This is a genomic window from Lysinibacillus sp. NPDC097279, assembly GCF_044761745.1.
Lineage (GTDB): Bacteria > Bacillota > Bacilli > Bacillales_A > Planococcaceae > Lysinibacillus.
The window spans coordinates 1-15,952 of the sequence record NZ_JBIWDA010000006.1 but is presented as its reverse complement, the minus strand read 5'-3'; the positions used below and the strand labels follow the sequence as shown (position 1 = coordinate 15,952).

The window sequence follows — 15,952 nt, the reverse complement described above, 5'->3', positions numbered from 1 at the left end:
TACTGCTTCCGCGGGAGGCATGCGGGAGCAACACCGAAACATAATTTTTTTGAGAGTTGCAAAAGCATATTGTGCCCGGTATATATTTCTTTTAAAAAGTGCAACATTACTTTTGGGAGAGTATAATGGGTTTCGTGGAAGCATCTGTGTAACGGGTATGAATATCTCATCAAAGACATTCCGGTATTCGTGTAAACATGGGAGATTCAGTGCCCAGACTGGTCCTGTATATTCCGTGGATTGTGTGAAGCGAAACCAGACGAGCGTCTTTCAAACATCTCTCATACAATCCAAACATATGTTGAAACGAGGTTGCTTCTATAGTTGCAGCAGATATCCGTTTGATGTAACGATGAGAACTTTAATTTGCATATAGAGAGGAGAGACAGAGTAGATGGCGAAAGATGATGTAATTGAAGTCGAAGGAACAGTTGTTGAGACTTTGCCAAACGCGATGTTTAAGGTAGAATTAGAAAATGGACATGTGATTTTAGCACACGTATCTGGTAAGATTCGTATGCACTTTATCCGTATTCTACCTGGAGATAAGGTTACTATCGAGTTATCTCCTTATGATTTAACTCGCGGTCGTATCACATACCGTTTTAAATAATCTTTTGCGCTCCGGACTATTAAGGAGGTTAGGTTAGATGAAAGTGAGACCATCTGTGAAACCGATCTGCGAAAAATGTAAAGTAATTCGCCGACGCGGTAAAGTAATGGTAATCTGTGAAAATCCTAAACACAAACAAAAACAAGGTTGATTCTAAAGGAGGTGCACAACGTACATGGCACGTATTGCTGGTGTTGACATTCCTCGCGACAAACGCGTGGTAATTTCATTAACTTACATTTACGGTATTGGTAAAACTACAGCTCAGAAAGTATTAGCTGGCGCAGGTATTTCAGAAGATACACGCGTACGCGACTTAACTGAAGATCAGTTAAACCTAATCCGTGAACAATTAGATTCTTACAAACTTGAAGGTGACTTACGTCGCGAAACTTCATTAAACATTAAACGTCTGATGGAAATCGGTTCATTCCGTGGTATCCGTCACCGTCGTGGTTTACCTGTTCGTGGTCAAAATACGAAGAACAATGCGCGTACGCGTAAAGGTCCTCGTAAAACAGTTGCGAACAAGAAAAAATAATACGTAAAGGAGGTTCCTTCTTAACATGGCTCGTAAACAACAAACTCGTAAACGTCGTGTGAAAAAGAATATCGAATCTGGTATTGCACACATCCGTTCTACATTTAACAATACAATTGTAACGATTACAGATATGCAAGGTAACGCTGTATCTTGGTCAAGCGCTGGTGCTCTTGGTTTCCGTGGTTCACGTAAATCTACACCATTCGCTGCACAAATGGCTGCAGAAACTGCTGCTAAAACATCCCTTGAACATGGTCTGAAAACGTTGGAAGTAACTGTTAAAGGTCCTGGTGCTGGTCGTGAAGCTGCAATTCGTGCACTTCAAGCTGCTGGTTTAGAAGTAACTGCTATTAAAGACGTTACTCCAGTTCCTCACAATGGTTGCCGTCCGCCAAAACGTCGTCGCGTGTAATGGGTGCGTCTCATATTGTATGAGAACATCATTTTTTGTACAGACTGTCTTGTGCAGATATTAAACGATACGTCAATGACGATCGAATCTATGATGGAAAGAACCTATACATTCGATGTTTTGAAGGAGGGTAAATGAAATGATCGAAATTGAAAAACCAAAGATTGAAACGGTGGAGATCAGCGAAGATTCCAAATATGGAAAGTTTGTTGTAGAACCGCTTGAACGCGGATATGGAAACACTTTGGGTAATTCTTTACGTCGTATCCTTCTGTCTTCATTACCAGGAGCTGCTGTCACTTCAATCCAAATTGATGGTGTACTTCACGAATTCTCTACTGTAGAAGGCGTTGTAGAAGATGTAGCTTCAATTATTTTGAACGTGAAAAAGCTTGCTCTTAAAATCTACTCTGACGAAGAAAAAGTTATTGAGATTGATGTAAAGGGCGATGGTACAGTTACGGCTGCTGACATTACACATGACAGTGACGTAGAAATTTTAAACCCAGATCTATATATTGCAACAATCGCTAAAAACGGTCATTTACGTATGCGTATGTACGCTCAACGCGGCCGTGGTTACACTCCTGCTGATCAAAACAAACGTGAGGATCTTCCTATCGGCGTGATCCCGATCGACTCTATTTACACTCCAGTATCACGCGTCAATTTCCAAGTGGAAAATACTCGTGTAGGTCAGTCTTCTGACTACGATAAACTTTCTCTTGATGTGTGGACAGATGGTAGCATCGGTCCGAAAGAGGCGATTTCGCTCGGAGCAAAAATTTTAACCGAGCATCTAAACATCTTCGTTGGCATGACAGATGAGGCACAAACTGCTGAAATCATGGTCGAAAAAGAAGAAGATCAAAAAGAAAAAGTTTTAGAGATGACTATCGAAGAACTTGATCTTTCTGTTCGTTCTTATAACTGCTTAAAACGCGCTGGTATTAATACAGTACTAGAACTTGCGAATAAGTCAGAAGACGATATGATGAAAGTTCGTAACCTTGGACGTAAGTCATTAGAAGAGGTAAAAGCGAAGTTAGAAGAGCTTGGTTTAGGGTTACGCAAAGAAGACTAAGCGATTTAAACAAAACTTATAAGATCAGATATTTTTTATAAAGGAGGGAAACATCCATGGGTTACAGAAAACTTGGTCGTACAAGTTCTCAACGTAAAGCGATGTTACGTGACTTAGCTACTGATTTAATCATCAACGAGCGTATCGAAACTACTGAGGCTCGCGCTAAAGAAGTACGTAAAGCTGTTGAAAAAATGATTACTTTAGGTAAACGCGGAGATTTACACGCACGCCGTCAAGCTGCTGCATTCATCCGTCGTGAACTAGTAACAACTACTGACGAAGAAGGTAACGAAACAACTTCATTTGCACTACAAAAGCTATTTGATGATGTTGCACCACGTTACGCAGAACGTCAAGGTGGTTACACTCGTATTCTTAAAGTAGGTCCTCGTCGTGGTGACGGTGCACCTGTTGTTGTGATTGAATTAGTTTAATCATAAGAGAAAACAAGTGGTGAAGAGGGTGGAACCACCACCCTCTTTCTTTATAAAACGATTTATACGACAAATAATTAAGCTGAGCGTTATGATGAGCGGACACTTATGTGTGGCGTCTCGTTTAGCTCTCCGCACCTCATTCAAAAGAAACTAGGGCTTGAGCACCCGTGTTTCTTGTAAATGTAACGACTAGCGCATTTCTATCGAATGAGGTGCGCGCTTTTTTATTATTAACAGCGCCAATTGATGGTGCTTTTTTTAATATATAGGAATAAGCGCTTAGGCACTTTTCTTATACCGACATATTGATTGTGGTAGAATTCATACATAAAAAAGTGTAAGTTAGTTAGTATAGCTGAGCATGTAGAGAGGAGTTCTAGAAATGCCCGAAATTTTATCGTTAAATAATGTGACGTTTTCATATACGCCTGATAATCCAGAGATGCGAAATGCAGTCGAAAATGTAAGTTTTACCGTACAGGAAGGTGAATGGATTGCCATAGTTGGTCATAATGGTTCTGGTAAATCAACGATAGCTAAACTGATGAATGGTTTACTATTCCCGCAACAGGGAGATGTTCGTATATTACGAGAAGTATTAAATGAAGACAACCTATGGGAATGTCGTTCGCAAATGGGAATGGTTTTTCAAAATCCAGATAACCAATTTGTAGGTGCTACTGTACAAGATGATGTTGCCTTTGCTCTTGAAAATAACGGTATACCGTTTGAAGAAATGGTAAAGCGTGTGCATGCATCACTAGAACAAGTAAAGATGAGTGATTTTTTGGATCATGAGCCACATCATTTATCAGGTGGACAGAAACAACGTGTCGCTATTGCAGGGGCATTAGCTTTAAAGCCAAAGTTGCTCATTTTAGATGAAGCAACATCTATGTTAGATCCACAAGGCCGTATAGAAGTTTTACAAACTGTACAAACGTTACGCGCGGAAACTGGGCTAACGGTTTTATCGATTACACACGATTTAGAAGAAGCCATGTTGGCAGATCGTATACTTTTCATGAATGATGGCAAGAAATTTGCAGAAGGTCCTCCTGCTGAAATTTTTTCGCTAGGGGACAAGTTAACGGAGTTAGGGCTTGATCTACCATTTGCCATGAAGTTATCAAAGTTATTGCAAAAGGAAGGTGTTCCGTTAATGGGACAACATATGACAGAAGAAGAGTTGGTGAATGATTTATGGACATCAAACTTCAACAAGTAAGCTATGCATATTCTCAAGGAACGCCTTTTGAAAAACGAGCGTTATTCGATGTGGACTTTGAGATTCCATCTCACACATACCAAGCGATTATTGGCCATACGGGCTCTGGGAAGTCGACCATTCTTCAGCATTTTAATGCACTGTTAAAGCCTACATCTGGCAAGGTGCAAATAGGTGAGCGTACAGTGGAAGCTGGTAAAAAGGCAAAGGATTTAAAAGCGGTTCGCCAACGTGTAGGTATTGTTTTTCAATTTCCAGAGCATCAACTGTTTGAAGAAACAGTATTAAAGGATATTATGTTCGGTCCTATGAACTTTGGTGTCTCAGAGAAAGAGGCTGAAGCACGTGCTAGAGAGCTTGTCCGTTTAGTTGGTTTGCCTGAAAATGTGCTCGAAAAATCACCATTTGATTTATCGGGTGGACAAATGCGTCGTGTCGCTATTGCAGGCGTATTGGCAATGGAGCCAGAGGTGATTGTATTAGATGAACCAACGGCTGGGCTTGACCCTCGGGGACAAAAAGAAATTATGGATATGTTTTATGCATTACATCAGGAGCGTAGTTTAACGACGATACTCGTTACGCACAGTATGGAGGATGCAGCCCGTTATGCTGACAATATTGTCATAATGCATGAAGGGAAAAATGTGTTGAGTGGGACACCGCGTGATATTTTTAAGGATGTTGAGACATTAAAGCAATTTCGTTTAGAACCACCCCGTATTGTACGGTTCCAGCAAAAGGTTGAAAAGATGATCAATACTCCACTAGCAAAGGTATGTTTAACGGAAGAGGAGCTTGCAATTGAAATGGCTCGATTATTGAGAGAGGAGCGTGCAGAGTCATGATGGAGAAGATGATTTTCGGGCGCTTCCTGCCAGGAGATTCTCCTGTCCATAGGCTTGACCCACGATCTAAACTCGTATTCGTTTTTGCATTTATCATTATTGTATTTTTAGCTAATAATACAATAACCTATGCAATGCTATTAGCATTTACGTTACTCATTGTTTTAGTGTCACGTATACGCTTGTACTTTTTAATAAATGGCTTGAAGCCTGTTCTCTTTTTAATGGCGTTTACTTTCTTGCTACATATTTTTATGACGAAGGAAGGCGACCTATTATTTCATTGGAAGTTTATCTCCATCTATGAGGGCGGCGTTCGTCAAGGGATTTATATTTCGACTCGTTTCCTTGTTTTAGTGTTTATGACGTCCATTTTAACACTGACAACTTCCCCGATTTCCATTACAGATGGAATTGAGGTGTTGCTAAATCCATTGAAAAAAATAAAAGTACCTGTCCATGAGCTAGCGCTAATGATGTCCATTTCACTGCGCTTTATTCCAACGTTGATGGATGAGACGGATAAGATTATGAAGGCACAAATGGCACGTGGCTCCGATTTATCTTCAGGACCGATAAAAGACCGTATTAAAGCGGTTGTGCCATTACTAGTACCGCTCTTTGTAAGTGCCTTTAAACGTGCAGAGGACTTAGCCACTGCGATGGAAGTGCGAGGCTATCGTGGCGGTGAAGGGCGTACGCGCTATCGTAAGCTAAAGTGGGATATTGGCGATTCGTTTGCTATTGCCTTACTAGGAGCCATGGCTGTTTTATTATTTTTCTATAGAAGTTAAAGGAGTAGCTTTATGCGACGATTAAAAGCAATTATTAGTTATGATGGAACGCAGTTTTCTGGTTATCAAGTACAGCCAGGAGAGCGAACTGTACAAGCAGAGGTTGAGCGTGTACTTGCTACTATGCATAAAGGTCACAATGTAAAAGTTACGGCAAGTGGTCGCACAGATGCAAGAGTGCATGCAACTGGACAAACACTGCATTTTGATACGCCGCTTGCAATACCAGTAGAAAAGTATATGAAGGCATTGAATGTTCAGCTTCCAAGAGATATCCGTGTATTATCGATTGAGGAAGTGGCAGATGATTTTCATGCGCGTTATAGTGTAACAGGAAAACGCTATCGCTATATATGGTCGTGTGAGTCTGTACAAAGCCCATTCCGTAGACATTACACTGTAGAGACGAATGGTGTGAAGCCAGACGTAAAAGCGATGCAGGATGCTGCCAAGGCTATAATCGGGACACATGATTTCTCATGCTTCTGTGCAGCGAATACGAGTGTGCAAAATAAAGTGCGAACAGTAAATGCACTTGAATTTGAATGGCATGGCGAAGAGCTGCATATGGTCATTGAAGGTAGTGGCTTCTTATACAATATGGTACGCATCATTGCCGGTACTTTGTGGGAAGTCGGCATAGGACGCCGAGAAGTAAAAAATGTGGAGGCCGTTGTTGCATCGATGGATCGCGACAAGGCTGGCAAAACAGCACCACCACAAGGTTTATATCTTGAAAAGGTGTTCTATTAGGGAGATTTGTTTAAGCGAATATTGAATGTTATAGAGGGGCGGATATTCGCTTTAAATGGAACAAAATATGAGGGGCAAAATGGCAATGTAAATGCCAAACGTTACCCTGTACAACTTCACCAGGTGTTTAATGAAATTACTTGACTTTAAAAGCCATTCATTATATGATAACAGATGGTATTTTCATTACCACCACAAAATAAGCCCCGAAACTTATAGTGTAGACTAATGAAAAATAACGGTAATCGAATCGATTAGGAGGATATATACATGCGTACAACATTCATGGCTAAAGGTCACGAAGTAGACCGTAAATGGTTAGTAGTTGATGCAGAAGGCCAAACTCTTGGACGTTTAGCTTCTGAAGTAGCTGCAATCTTACGTGGTAAACATAAACCAACATTCACACCAAACGTTGACACAGGTGATCACGTAATCATCATCAACGCTGACAAAATCCATTTAACTGGTAACAAATTAGAGGGTAAACTTTACCGTCACCATACTCAATTTGCGGGTGGTTTAAAAACTCGTACTGCTGGTGAAATGTTAGAAAAGTACCCAACACGTATGATCGAATTAGCTATTAAAGGGATGCTTCCTAAAAACTCTTTAGGTCGTAAAATGTTCGGTAAACTTAACGTTTACACTGGAACTGAGCACCCACATGCTGCACAAAAACCAGAAGCTTATGAGCTTCGCGGATAATATAAATTAAGAGGAGGATATTACTTTGGCACAAGTTCAATACATCGGCACTGGTCGCCGTAAAAGCTCTGTAGCTCGCGTACGTTTAGTACCAGGTACAGGTAAAATTGTTATCAACAAACGTGAAATCGAAGAATACGTACCATTCGCTGCATTACGTGAAGTAATTAAACAACCATTAGTAGCTACTGAAACTACAGGAAGCTATGACATCCACGTAAACGTTAACGGTGGTGGATACACTGGTCAAGCTGGAGCTGTACGTCATGGTATCGCTCGTGCTCTACTTCAAGTAGACCCAGATTTCCGTGCTGCACTTAAATCTGCTGGATTACTTACTCGTGATTCACGCATGAAAGAACGTAAAAAACCAGGTCTACGCGGCGCTCGTCGTGCACCTCAGTTCTCAAAACGTTAATCAACCGATTATATGCGTTTTCAAAACCCTTTCCCACTTTTGTGGGGGAGGGTTTTTTTGTATGAAATTAAAGTGTTACTTCCGCTTATTAGGAAATAAAAAGCTATAAAAAAACTAATATAGAAAATATTCAAAATATATTTACAAAAAATTATATAGGATGATAATATAAAAATACCTTAAGGTAAAACAGTCTCTATATATAGAAATTAATGTGAAAGTTTATGTAGATTGAAGCTCGTTTGTCTATGGAAATTTGCATATTAAATTTTAAAATGGAGGGTGATGTTTAATGACTACTCAGGTTCGTTCTGATGCATATAATGTTGGTAAAAATATGGGTGAAGCTTTAAATAATACAAAGGTAGGGCAAGCATTTAATAGTACTGCCAAAAAAGCCGGTCAAGTATTTGTAGATTATGGGAAAGCAATTAATAAGGCTGCTCAACAAACGGTGTATGGAAATATGAATGAACCAGCATCAATTATTGGAGGTTCTTTTTATGGGGCAGCAAAGGGTGGTTTAAAAGGCGTCGCCAAAGGTGTGGGTACTGCCATGCTTTTAGAATTTGGGGTTAGGTCTGTTCACAATATAATTCATGATGTAATTCTTGGGTCTAAATAATGATAAAAAAGTAACAAGTTGAGATTTTTTCAACTTGTTACTTTTCTAGTTAGAGAACTAAACTGTACCAAAAATGAAAGAGGACTGATTTAATGAATATTAAATATAATAGTCAAATTAAATTAGATACTTTGATAAAAAAATGCAAAAAAATAAATTGAACCTTATTAGTGGAAATGGCTTACATTGGGAAGTCCCTATAGGAGAGCAAAAGCGAATTGCAAACAACATAAATTATTATGCTTTTATAGTGAATGAAAAATTTTGTGTTTGCGACCCAAATTGTCATAGGGTTTATGAAGTGAATAATATGTATTTTTCAAAAGTAGCTAATACAGTTAAACAAGCAAAAGATATAGTGGTTGAATATTCGGTCACTGGAAAGGATTTTCAACAGTCTACTTTTAATATTATTGGTAAAACTAATGTATTTTCAAATTTAGATATAGCTATATGTTATAAGGCTAATTTGAAAAATATACTAGAGGACTCACTAATTCTTTTTCAAATTATTAATCCAAAAGGGGAATTATATTTTTTGGATTTTGAATGCTTAAAGAAAAATAAAAATAATGGTAAAAGAATTTATTATGCAGGATTAAAAATCTCTCCACTATTAGTCGAAGGAATTTGGACATTCCAGTTAGTATTTAAAGATAAAATAATCGATTCAAAAGAAGTGCTGTACAAATTGTATAAAAGCAATTACAGAAATGAGAGTGGATACGCTGGTAACTATAGTTTATACGATGTAGAAATTTAAAAATCTATATGTATTAATTCTAATTTGTAAAGGATGTGGAAACGTTCTTATGAATATGGAAAAGAAGCGAGACATTGCAGCAAAGTGTTTACTCGTATGCTTTATTAGTTTTTATTTCTTAACTACTGAAATTTTTGCTACTTCAAAGCAGTTTAGATATACAGGCTACATCATTTTTTTCTTTATTGCAGTATTTATAAGGTATAAATTTAAAGATAAAAAATCGGAATAACTTGAAATTAGAACACATCATTTAAATCTACGCGTTGCCCCTCTGTTTTAGGATACTTTTATTTTGCACTTTCATTTTAATAACCAAATTGGCAAAGGATGCGGTACATTCTATGAATATGAAGAAGAAGCAAGACCTTGCTTTCAAGTTTATTCTCGCCTACTTTATTGTTTTCATTATCTTAAAAGAAATATTTACTTTTTCAAGGCTGGTTAATTATGCTGTTCCCATCATTGGATTCCTCATCGCAGCATTTTTACGTTATAAATTGATTGTGAAAAATCGGAATAACTCTTAAGTATTAAAGTCTACGTATGGTGACCTCGTGTTAATATCATTATTTATGAATCTCTGCATCTACTAACTAGAAAATAATAAGGAATATGCAAAGGATGTGTTAAACATTCTAATGAATATGGAAAGGGAGCGAGACATTGCTGCAAAGAGTTTACTCGCATGCTTTATTATTTTTTATATCATAACTGAAATTTTTGCTACTTCAAAACAGTTTAGATTTACAGGCTACATCATTGGTTTCCCACTTGCTATATTCTTACACTAATCAATTTGATAAAAAAATTAAAAAGTAGGGAGAAACTATGGCCAGTGAAAAAATAATTGAGGAAATAGAATCACTTTTATTTACAGAAGCTGAGTTTGGAGCACTTTTCGATATTCAAATCGATTATTTAAAGGAAAGCGTAAGATTAGATGTGCTTAGTACAAGCAGAAAACAAATTAAAAAGACCATTCTATTATTTGAACAAGTACTTTCTTTGTACGTGTGTAAGTCTGAGGATGCAGAGGGCTTTCGCTTAAACGAGCTGAATGATATAGACGAAGCATTATTATCGGAAATCAGCTACCACCCATATGGCTTTGGGAAAATAAATGTTGAAACTATAAATGCCAAAATAAAGGGCATTGAAAAAATTACGTCAAAAACCAACTTTTATTTCCAAGTAAACAATAAAGATTATTTCTTTCTTGAGGCCAATCGCTTAGTAATCAATCATAAAGTCTTTAATAATCTTTTAATGTTTAAAAAGGATACATGAAAAAGTGAGGTGGTGCTATGGCAAGAGTGCATATGATTGAGGAGATTCAAAGGTTGTTATTTACAGAGGCAGAGTTTGGAAGAGTTTTTGATGTTCAAATCGATTATTTAAAAGAAACTGTAAGATTAGATATTCTTAGTATAAATAATAAAAGAATTGAAAGGTCACTTGTTTTATTTGAACAAGTACTGTCACTATATATGTGCCAATTTGATGAGATAGAAGGCATTCGCTTGAATGAGTTTAATGATACGGACGATGCATTATTATCAGAAATCAGCTACCACCCATATGGCTTCGGTAAAATTAAAGCAGAGAACATAAATGCCAACTTAAAAGATATCGAAATTACTTCAAATACTAATTTTTATTTCCAAGTAAATAATAAAGACTATTTCTTTATAGAAGCGAATCGCTTAATCATCAATAATAAAGTGTTTAATAATTTGTTAGTTCCTTAAAAAACATGAATTCTTTTAAATGAAGGAGATAGTATGGAACAGGAAAATGTAATGGAAGAAATTCAGACACTACTAACAGAAGAAGCGGCGTTCGGTGTTGTGATTAAAGTAGATATAGGTTATTTTGGAGAAACCATTAAATTAGTTGTCGCTAAAAAATACAAACAAGAGGTGTTGAAAAAGGTTTTTTTCTTTGAACAAGTACTGTCTTTCTACATGTGTCAGCTCGAAGATCTAGAGGGCTTTCGTTTAAACGACTACGATTACGGAGATGAGTTATTGCTAACAGGGATTAGCTATCATCCAAATGGCTTTGACAAAATTACAATCGAAAGTTTAGATCCTGAATTAAAAGGCATTGAAGAAATTTCATCTATTACTAATTTTAGCTTTCACATTAACAATAAAGATTGTTTCTTTATAGAAGCGAATCGTTTCGTTTTTGAAGGTAAGGTTTTTAAAGATTTAATCGCGCCAGAACATGAGCTGAAATGGGAAGATGAAGGTTGATTGACTAGAAAAGGTACTTGCTACGCACCACGTAACATAATTCATACATTTTAAACTCTCAAGAAGCTTGGGAGTTTTTTTGTTTACTTTCTAGCATAGTTCCATCACTAACTTCGTACACTACATATAAAGGGTGGTGGATATGGGTGAAGCGCTGGCTTGCACTAGGAGTAATTATGCTGATGAGTATAGTGGTCGTGGCATATGAAACGAATGCTTCGGACCGCAACTTCTTCTTACCTGACCCACTTGGTGGCATTAAGATTGTCATTGATGCGGGACACGGTGGTCAGGATGGAGGTGCTTCAAAGGGCGAAGTAATTGAAAAGGAAATTACGCTTGCAATTGCTCAGCATGTGGAGAAGCAATTAAAGAAGAAAGGCGCAACGGTCGTGATGACACGTACAACTGATGGAGATGTTATTGATGAACACGCGTCATCAGAAAAATTTGGCACACTAAGAGAACGGAAAAAGCAAGATATCTTCTTACGGAAAGATATTGTTGCTAAAGAACAACCAGATATTTTCGTTACAATTCATGCCAATGCAATTCCTGAAACAAAATGGCGTGGAGCGCAGGTGTTTTATCATAAAGACGGACATGCTGATGGGGAATTGCTTGCGAAGAGCATTCAGCAATCTATCCGTACGAACTTACAAAATACTGATCGGGAAGCTTTATCGATTAAACAAATCTACTTGTTGAAAAAGGCTGAAGTGCCTGCTGCATTAGTGGAGACTGGATTTATCAGTAATGATGAGGAACGTGCACTATTAGTCGATAAAAAATATCAAGAGAAAATGGCAACTGCTATCGTTGAAGGTATTGAAGACTACTTACTTGGGAAAATTGAATAGAGCAACAGCTGCTATGTAAATCAGAGCATTATGATATACTAACATTGACAGAAAATAAGGGGAGTGTTCGTCGTGATAACTGAACAACAAGTACGAGAAAAACTGGGACAACTACAAGATCCGTTTTTACATAAAACCTTAGCAGAAACTGACGGTATTACGAACGTATCAATCAAAGAAGAAAAAAACCATGTGAGTGTAAAAATTGCTATTGCTAAAACAAATACACCTGAACAAATGCAACTTCAAATGAAAATTGTGGATGTATTAAAAGAAGCGGGCGCTAACACTGTTGGTATTCGTTTTGAAGAGTTATCTGCAGAAAAACTACAAAGCTTCCGTGGAACAGCAACAGAAGCTGAAGCTCAAGATATTTTATCTCCATTAAGTACAGTGCAAGTAATTTCAATTGCATCTGGTAAAGGTGGCGTAGGGAAATCTACCGTATCAGTTAACTTAGCGGTAGCTTTAGCGCGACTTGGCAAAAAAGTAGGCTTAATTGATGCCGATATTTATGGTTTCAGTGTGCCTGATATGATGGGTGTTACAGATATGCCGAAGGTAGTAGATAATCGTATTTACCCTGTTGATCGTTTTGGTGTAAAAATGATTTCAATGGGATTCTTCGTTGAGAATAACGCACCAATCGTCTGGCGTGGGCCAATGCTTGGAAAGGTGTTAGATCAATTTTTCCGTGATGTAGAATGGGGCGAATTAGATTACCTTCTATTAGATTTACCACCAGGAACAGGTGATGTCGCTTTAGATATACATCAAATGTTGCCTTCTTCAAAAGAAATTGTTGTGACAACGCCTCACCCAACAGCAGCATTCGTTGCAGCTCGTGCAGGGGCAATGGCATTACAAACAGAACATGAGATTTTAGGCGTTATTGAAAATATGGCGTGGTTTGAGTCAAAATCAGGGGAACGCGAATATGTATTTGGCCAAGGTGGCGGTGCAAAATTGACGGAAGAACTCCGTACAGAGCTACTTGGACAAATTCCACTAGGTCAGCCAGATTGGTCTGATGAGGATTTCGCACCTTCTGTATATGCCGAGAACCATTCAACAGGACAAACATATTTAGATATTGCTTCGAAAGTCATTAATAAATTAAATAAATAAACAAAAAGGATTTCCTCAAATAGCTGAGGGAATCCTTTTTGTTTTGAAAAGCTATTTGCTTTTGTCATCCTTATTTGCGCTGCCGTCACTTTCACCACTAGCCTCTTTTTTGCTGCCGCTTTCCGAGGAAGTACTTTCACCGCTCTTTTTGATAAGCTCTAGCCATTTCGCCTGCATTAGTGGACTTTCAATCGTTTCCTTTACGACTTCCTCCATCTGCTTGCGAAGATTGGATGATTTTAAAATCGTCTCCATTTGCTTTTGCATATCAGGTTGACCAAAGAATGACTCCATATCCTTTTGGAATGTAGGGTCTTTCATTAGTTCCTTCATAATATCTTGTTGTTGCTTTTGCATACTTTTGGCTACAGTTTCTTTAAACTTTGGATCCTCAAATGTCTTTTTCCAAAAATCCTCAGCTTCCTTTGAAAGCAAAGTCTCTTCTGTCGCCTTTTTCACTTCGTCATGTTCTAATATCAATAATTCACGAAAACTCGGCTCCTCTAAAAGCTGTCGTAACGCCTTTTTACCATCCTCAGTTTGTAGAGAGTCGATCATAATTTTTTTTATCTCATCATAAGACATGTTAGAGGTTTTATCTTGTTGTGAGCAGGCAGCAAGAAAAAGCGTCAAAATCAGTAATAAAGTCCATTTTCGCATTCAACATCAGTCCTTTCTATAGATAGACTCTTTCAATTATTGTTCACATTTATGATGACTTTATGTATAGCTTGCGAAGAGAAATAGCTTTTTTAACAATGCATTGTTAAAATGATTACAGATATATGAAGAAATTGGGGGACTTTGAGTTGTGACGATACGAAATTGGGCAAAGTTTTTCTTCTTTGCAATGCTCGTTGGTGGCGTAGTCAACGGAATTTTTAGTTTATTTATTCGCTGGAGCTTCTTTCAACCATATGTAGAAAATGGTCAATGGGGTGAATTTTTCGCAGGGCTTTTATGGATGGTATTTTTAGGGTTTACAATGAGTGTTATTGCACAAGCTGGATTTTTCGCCTATTTAACACTTCATCAAGTAGGTGTTAACATCTTTAGAACACTAACTTTATGGAATTGGGTACAGCTATTATTAATTGTTATTACCGTATTTGATATTGTGTTCTTCCGTTTTGTACCAGGTGTAAAGGATGGACAAAGCTGGGTATTCTATTTAGGGCTGTTAATTGTGTTAATATTCGCTTCTATTGCGACAGCTGTACAAAAAGTTAAAATGACAGGAAAAAAACATGTTCTAGTGTCTGCATTATTTTTTATGATTGTTATTACAACATTAGAGTGGACAATCGCTTTAATGGGACGCGATGAAAATATTAACGAATATGTTGCACTATTGTTATTTCCATTACTAGCTGTAAATGCATATCAATTATTAGTATTACCAAAATACAATGCAAAATCCGATGAAGATCGCAAAAAATTAGAAGAACGTCGTAAAGCGCGCCTTAATCAGGCGAAAAATGCATAGTTATTAAGAAAAATGAGTAGCCTCAAATATGTTGAGGCTACTTTTATTATGGAGTTTTTTTAGATTGCACTGAGTAACCGAATATATTTTCTTCAATCGACATAAATTTATTTTGTTGCAATAATGTATTTAACTCTTTAAAAGTGACCTTAGTGTCTTGATGTAAAGGGAGAAATAAAAAATCGCCTTTTTGTAATTCGGGTGTTTTTTCTCCTTGCCAAATGAGTGAAGGAGAAAGTATATTTATTTGCTTCTGAAATAAGCTTTTTTGTAAATCCTGAGAATACTGATGATTCCGTGTAGCAAACCAAAGCGGTGTGGTCTTTAAATATTTTTCATAAGTACTCACATCTTTTTGTAGTAATGCAATATCAATTGGTTCTTCTACTGAATCCTCGGGACCTAATAATCCTGTAGGTAGTTTTCGTTCTTGAATTACTTTTATATGCTCAGGTGATCGTTCAATCCATGCCGCATCTAAAAGAAGGAGCGGATAAGGTCCTTTTACATTTTTAAGCCAATCTAAAAGTTTATCATCAGAAAAAGAAATTTCGACAATAAGTGAAGTGCCATAATGCCCTTTTGTTACAACCGTTGGTGCGTTAGCAATATTAAATACAGAAATCATCGTAGAATTAATTGGTTTAATAAAGATAAACAATATTCCTATGACAACCAGTGATACCAACGTTTTACGAAGCATATTTAAAACCCCATTTCTATAATTTTAAACATAAAAATAAACTCCTTAAAAAAACTTATGATTTTGTGTTGACTTTCATGATTAATCGATGTTATTATGTATAAGTCGCCAAGAGATGACGCGACAAACGAAACAAAATGAACCTTGAAAACTGAACAAGCAAAACGTAATCAATATAGTTTTTAGTAGCTAACTTCGTTAGTGAACAAAACAAAATTTTGGACATCAAAATTGATGCCAGCAAAACAATTTGAGCTAATCAAATTTCTTTTATGGAGAGTTTG

General features: G+C 37.2%; 22 protein-coding genes and 1 pseudogene. 21 read left to right on the top strand and 2 right to left on the bottom strand.

Annotated features, from left to right (window positions below; translation table 11 throughout):
• Window positions 1–228: 228 nt before the first annotated feature.
• The 20 genes and pseudogenes from ACIQ1H_RS19140 to ACIQ1H_RS19045 all read left to right on the top strand — a co-directional run.
• Window positions 229–306: pseudogene (locus ACIQ1H_RS19140) on the top strand (type I methionyl aminopeptidase); the annotation flags it as partial.
• An 88-nt stretch (window positions 307–394) separates the two neighbouring features.
• Entirely contained in the window at window positions 395–613 is a 219-nt protein-coding gene (infA, locus tag ACIQ1H_RS19135) for a translation initiation factor IF-1 (RefSeq protein WP_004233690.1), read from the top strand.
• 37 nt (window positions 614–650) lie between these two features.
• Entirely contained in the window at window positions 651–764 is a 114-nt protein-coding gene (gene rpmJ / locus ACIQ1H_RS19130) for a 50S ribosomal protein L36 (RefSeq protein ID WP_000868344.1), read from the top strand.
• Between the two features lie 24 nt (window positions 765–788).
• Complete coding sequence (rpsM, locus tag ACIQ1H_RS19125; protein WP_024364357.1) at window positions 789–1,154, top strand: 30S ribosomal protein S13; 366 nt, start codon at window positions 789–791, stop codon at window positions 1,152–1,154.
• A gap of 25 nt (window positions 1,155–1,179) precedes the next feature.
• On the top strand, window positions 1,180–1,569 hold the full coding sequence (rpsK, locus tag ACIQ1H_RS19120; RefSeq protein ID WP_004233731.1) for a 30S ribosomal protein S11: 390 nt from the start codon (window positions 1,180–1,182) through the stop codon (window positions 1,567–1,569).
• Window positions 1,570–1,708: 139 nt separating this feature from the next.
• Window positions 1,709–2,653, top strand: coding sequence for a DNA-directed RNA polymerase subunit alpha (locus ACIQ1H_RS19115; protein ID WP_004233733.1), 945 nt, complete (start codon window positions 1,709–1,711; stop codon window positions 2,651–2,653).
• A gap of 56 nt (window positions 2,654–2,709) precedes the next feature.
• Window positions 2,710–3,090, top strand: coding sequence for a 50S ribosomal protein L17 (gene rplQ / locus ACIQ1H_RS19110; protein ID WP_010860588.1), 381 nt, complete (start codon window positions 2,710–2,712; stop codon window positions 3,088–3,090).
• A 385-nt stretch (window positions 3,091–3,475) separates the two neighbouring features.
• Complete coding sequence (locus tag ACIQ1H_RS19105; RefSeq protein ID WP_402891030.1) at window positions 3,476–4,321, top strand: energy-coupling factor ABC transporter ATP-binding protein; 846 nt, start codon at window positions 3,476–3,478, stop codon at window positions 4,319–4,321.
• A complete protein-coding gene (locus ACIQ1H_RS19100; protein WP_139859718.1) occupies window positions 4,297–5,169 on the top strand; it encodes an energy-coupling factor ABC transporter ATP-binding protein in 873 nt (290 codons plus the stop codon). The genes ACIQ1H_RS19105 and ACIQ1H_RS19100 overlap by 25 nt, the downstream gene beginning before the upstream one ends.
• Window positions 5,166–5,963 carry an energy-coupling factor transporter transmembrane component T family protein gene (locus ACIQ1H_RS19095; protein ID WP_402891026.1) on the top strand — a complete coding sequence of 266 codons (798 nt, stop codon included), beginning with the start codon at window positions 5,166–5,168 and terminating at the stop codon, window positions 5,961–5,963. The genes ACIQ1H_RS19100 and ACIQ1H_RS19095 overlap by 4 nt, the downstream gene beginning before the upstream one ends.
• 12 nt (window positions 5,964–5,975) lie before the next feature.
• Window positions 5,976–6,716, top strand: coding sequence for a tRNA pseudouridine(38-40) synthase TruA (gene truA / locus ACIQ1H_RS19090; RefSeq protein WP_402891024.1), 741 nt, complete (start codon window positions 5,976–5,978; stop codon window positions 6,714–6,716).
• A 270-nt stretch (window positions 6,717–6,986) separates the two neighbouring features.
• Window positions 6,987–7,424, top strand: coding sequence for a 50S ribosomal protein L13 (gene rplM / locus ACIQ1H_RS19085; protein WP_173479261.1), 438 nt, complete (start codon window positions 6,987–6,989; stop codon window positions 7,422–7,424).
• Window positions 7,425–7,449: 25 nt separating this feature from the next.
• Complete coding sequence (gene rpsI / locus ACIQ1H_RS19080; protein WP_004233744.1) at window positions 7,450–7,842, top strand: 30S ribosomal protein S9; 393 nt, start codon at window positions 7,450–7,452, stop codon at window positions 7,840–7,842.
• A gap of 292 nt (window positions 7,843–8,134) precedes the next feature.
• The gene (locus ACIQ1H_RS19075; RefSeq protein WP_402891022.1) at window positions 8,135–8,467 is read left to right on the top strand and encodes a hypothetical protein; all 333 of its coding nucleotides are present in this window, start codon (window positions 8,135–8,137) and stop codon (window positions 8,465–8,467) included.
• Window positions 8,468–8,609: 142 nt separating this feature from the next.
• Window positions 8,610–9,230 carry a hypothetical protein gene (locus ACIQ1H_RS19070; RefSeq protein WP_402891019.1) on the top strand — a complete coding sequence of 207 codons (621 nt, stop codon included), beginning with the start codon at window positions 8,610–8,612 and terminating at the stop codon, window positions 9,228–9,230.
• Window positions 9,231–10,061: 831 nt separating this feature from the next.
• The gene (locus tag ACIQ1H_RS19065; RefSeq protein WP_402891018.1) at window positions 10,062–10,520 is read left to right on the top strand and encodes a YxiG family protein; all 459 of its coding nucleotides are present in this window, start codon (window positions 10,062–10,064) and stop codon (window positions 10,518–10,520) included.
• Between the two features lie 17 nt (window positions 10,521–10,537).
• On the top strand, window positions 10,538–10,981 hold the full coding sequence (locus ACIQ1H_RS19060) for a YxiG family protein (protein ID WP_402891017.1): 444 nt from the start codon (window positions 10,538–10,540) through the stop codon (window positions 10,979–10,981).
• 33 nt (window positions 10,982–11,014) lie between these two features.
• Window positions 11,015–11,491: a YxiG family protein gene (locus ACIQ1H_RS19055; protein ID WP_402891014.1), complete on the top strand. Its 477-nt coding sequence runs from the start codon at window positions 11,015–11,017 to the stop codon at window positions 11,489–11,491.
• 146 nt (window positions 11,492–11,637) lie between these two features.
• A complete protein-coding gene (locus ACIQ1H_RS19050) occupies window positions 11,638–12,351 on the top strand; it encodes an N-acetylmuramoyl-L-alanine amidase (protein WP_139860807.1) in 714 nt (237 codons plus the stop codon).
• A gap of 72 nt (window positions 12,352–12,423) precedes the next feature.
• Complete coding sequence (locus ACIQ1H_RS19045; RefSeq protein ID WP_173479262.1) at window positions 12,424–13,479, top strand: P-loop NTPase; 1,056 nt, start codon at window positions 12,424–12,426, stop codon at window positions 13,477–13,479.
• Window positions 13,480–13,530: 51 nt separating this feature from the next.
• On the opposite strand, the gene gerD is transcribed toward ACIQ1H_RS19045, so the two are convergent.
• Window positions 13,531–14,139: a spore germination lipoprotein GerD gene (gene gerD, locus ACIQ1H_RS19040; protein WP_402891010.1), complete on the bottom strand. Its 609-nt coding sequence runs from the start codon at window positions 14,137–14,139 to the stop codon at window positions 13,531–13,533.
• 151 nt (window positions 14,140–14,290) lie between these two features.
• Between gerD and ACIQ1H_RS19035 the strand changes: the two genes are divergently transcribed.
• Window positions 14,291–14,965 carry a KinB-signaling pathway activation protein gene (locus ACIQ1H_RS19035; protein WP_173479264.1) on the top strand — a complete coding sequence of 225 codons (675 nt, stop codon included), beginning with the start codon at window positions 14,291–14,293 and terminating at the stop codon, window positions 14,963–14,965.
• A gap of 46 nt (window positions 14,966–15,011) precedes the next feature.
• Here the strand turns inward: ACIQ1H_RS19035 and ACIQ1H_RS19030 are convergent, their stop codons facing one another.
• The gene (locus tag ACIQ1H_RS19030) at window positions 15,012–15,668 is read right to left on the bottom strand and encodes a hypothetical protein (RefSeq protein ID WP_228134200.1); all 657 of its coding nucleotides are present in this window, start codon (window positions 15,666–15,668) and stop codon (window positions 15,012–15,014) included.
• Window positions 15,669–15,952: the final 284 nt, after the last annotated feature.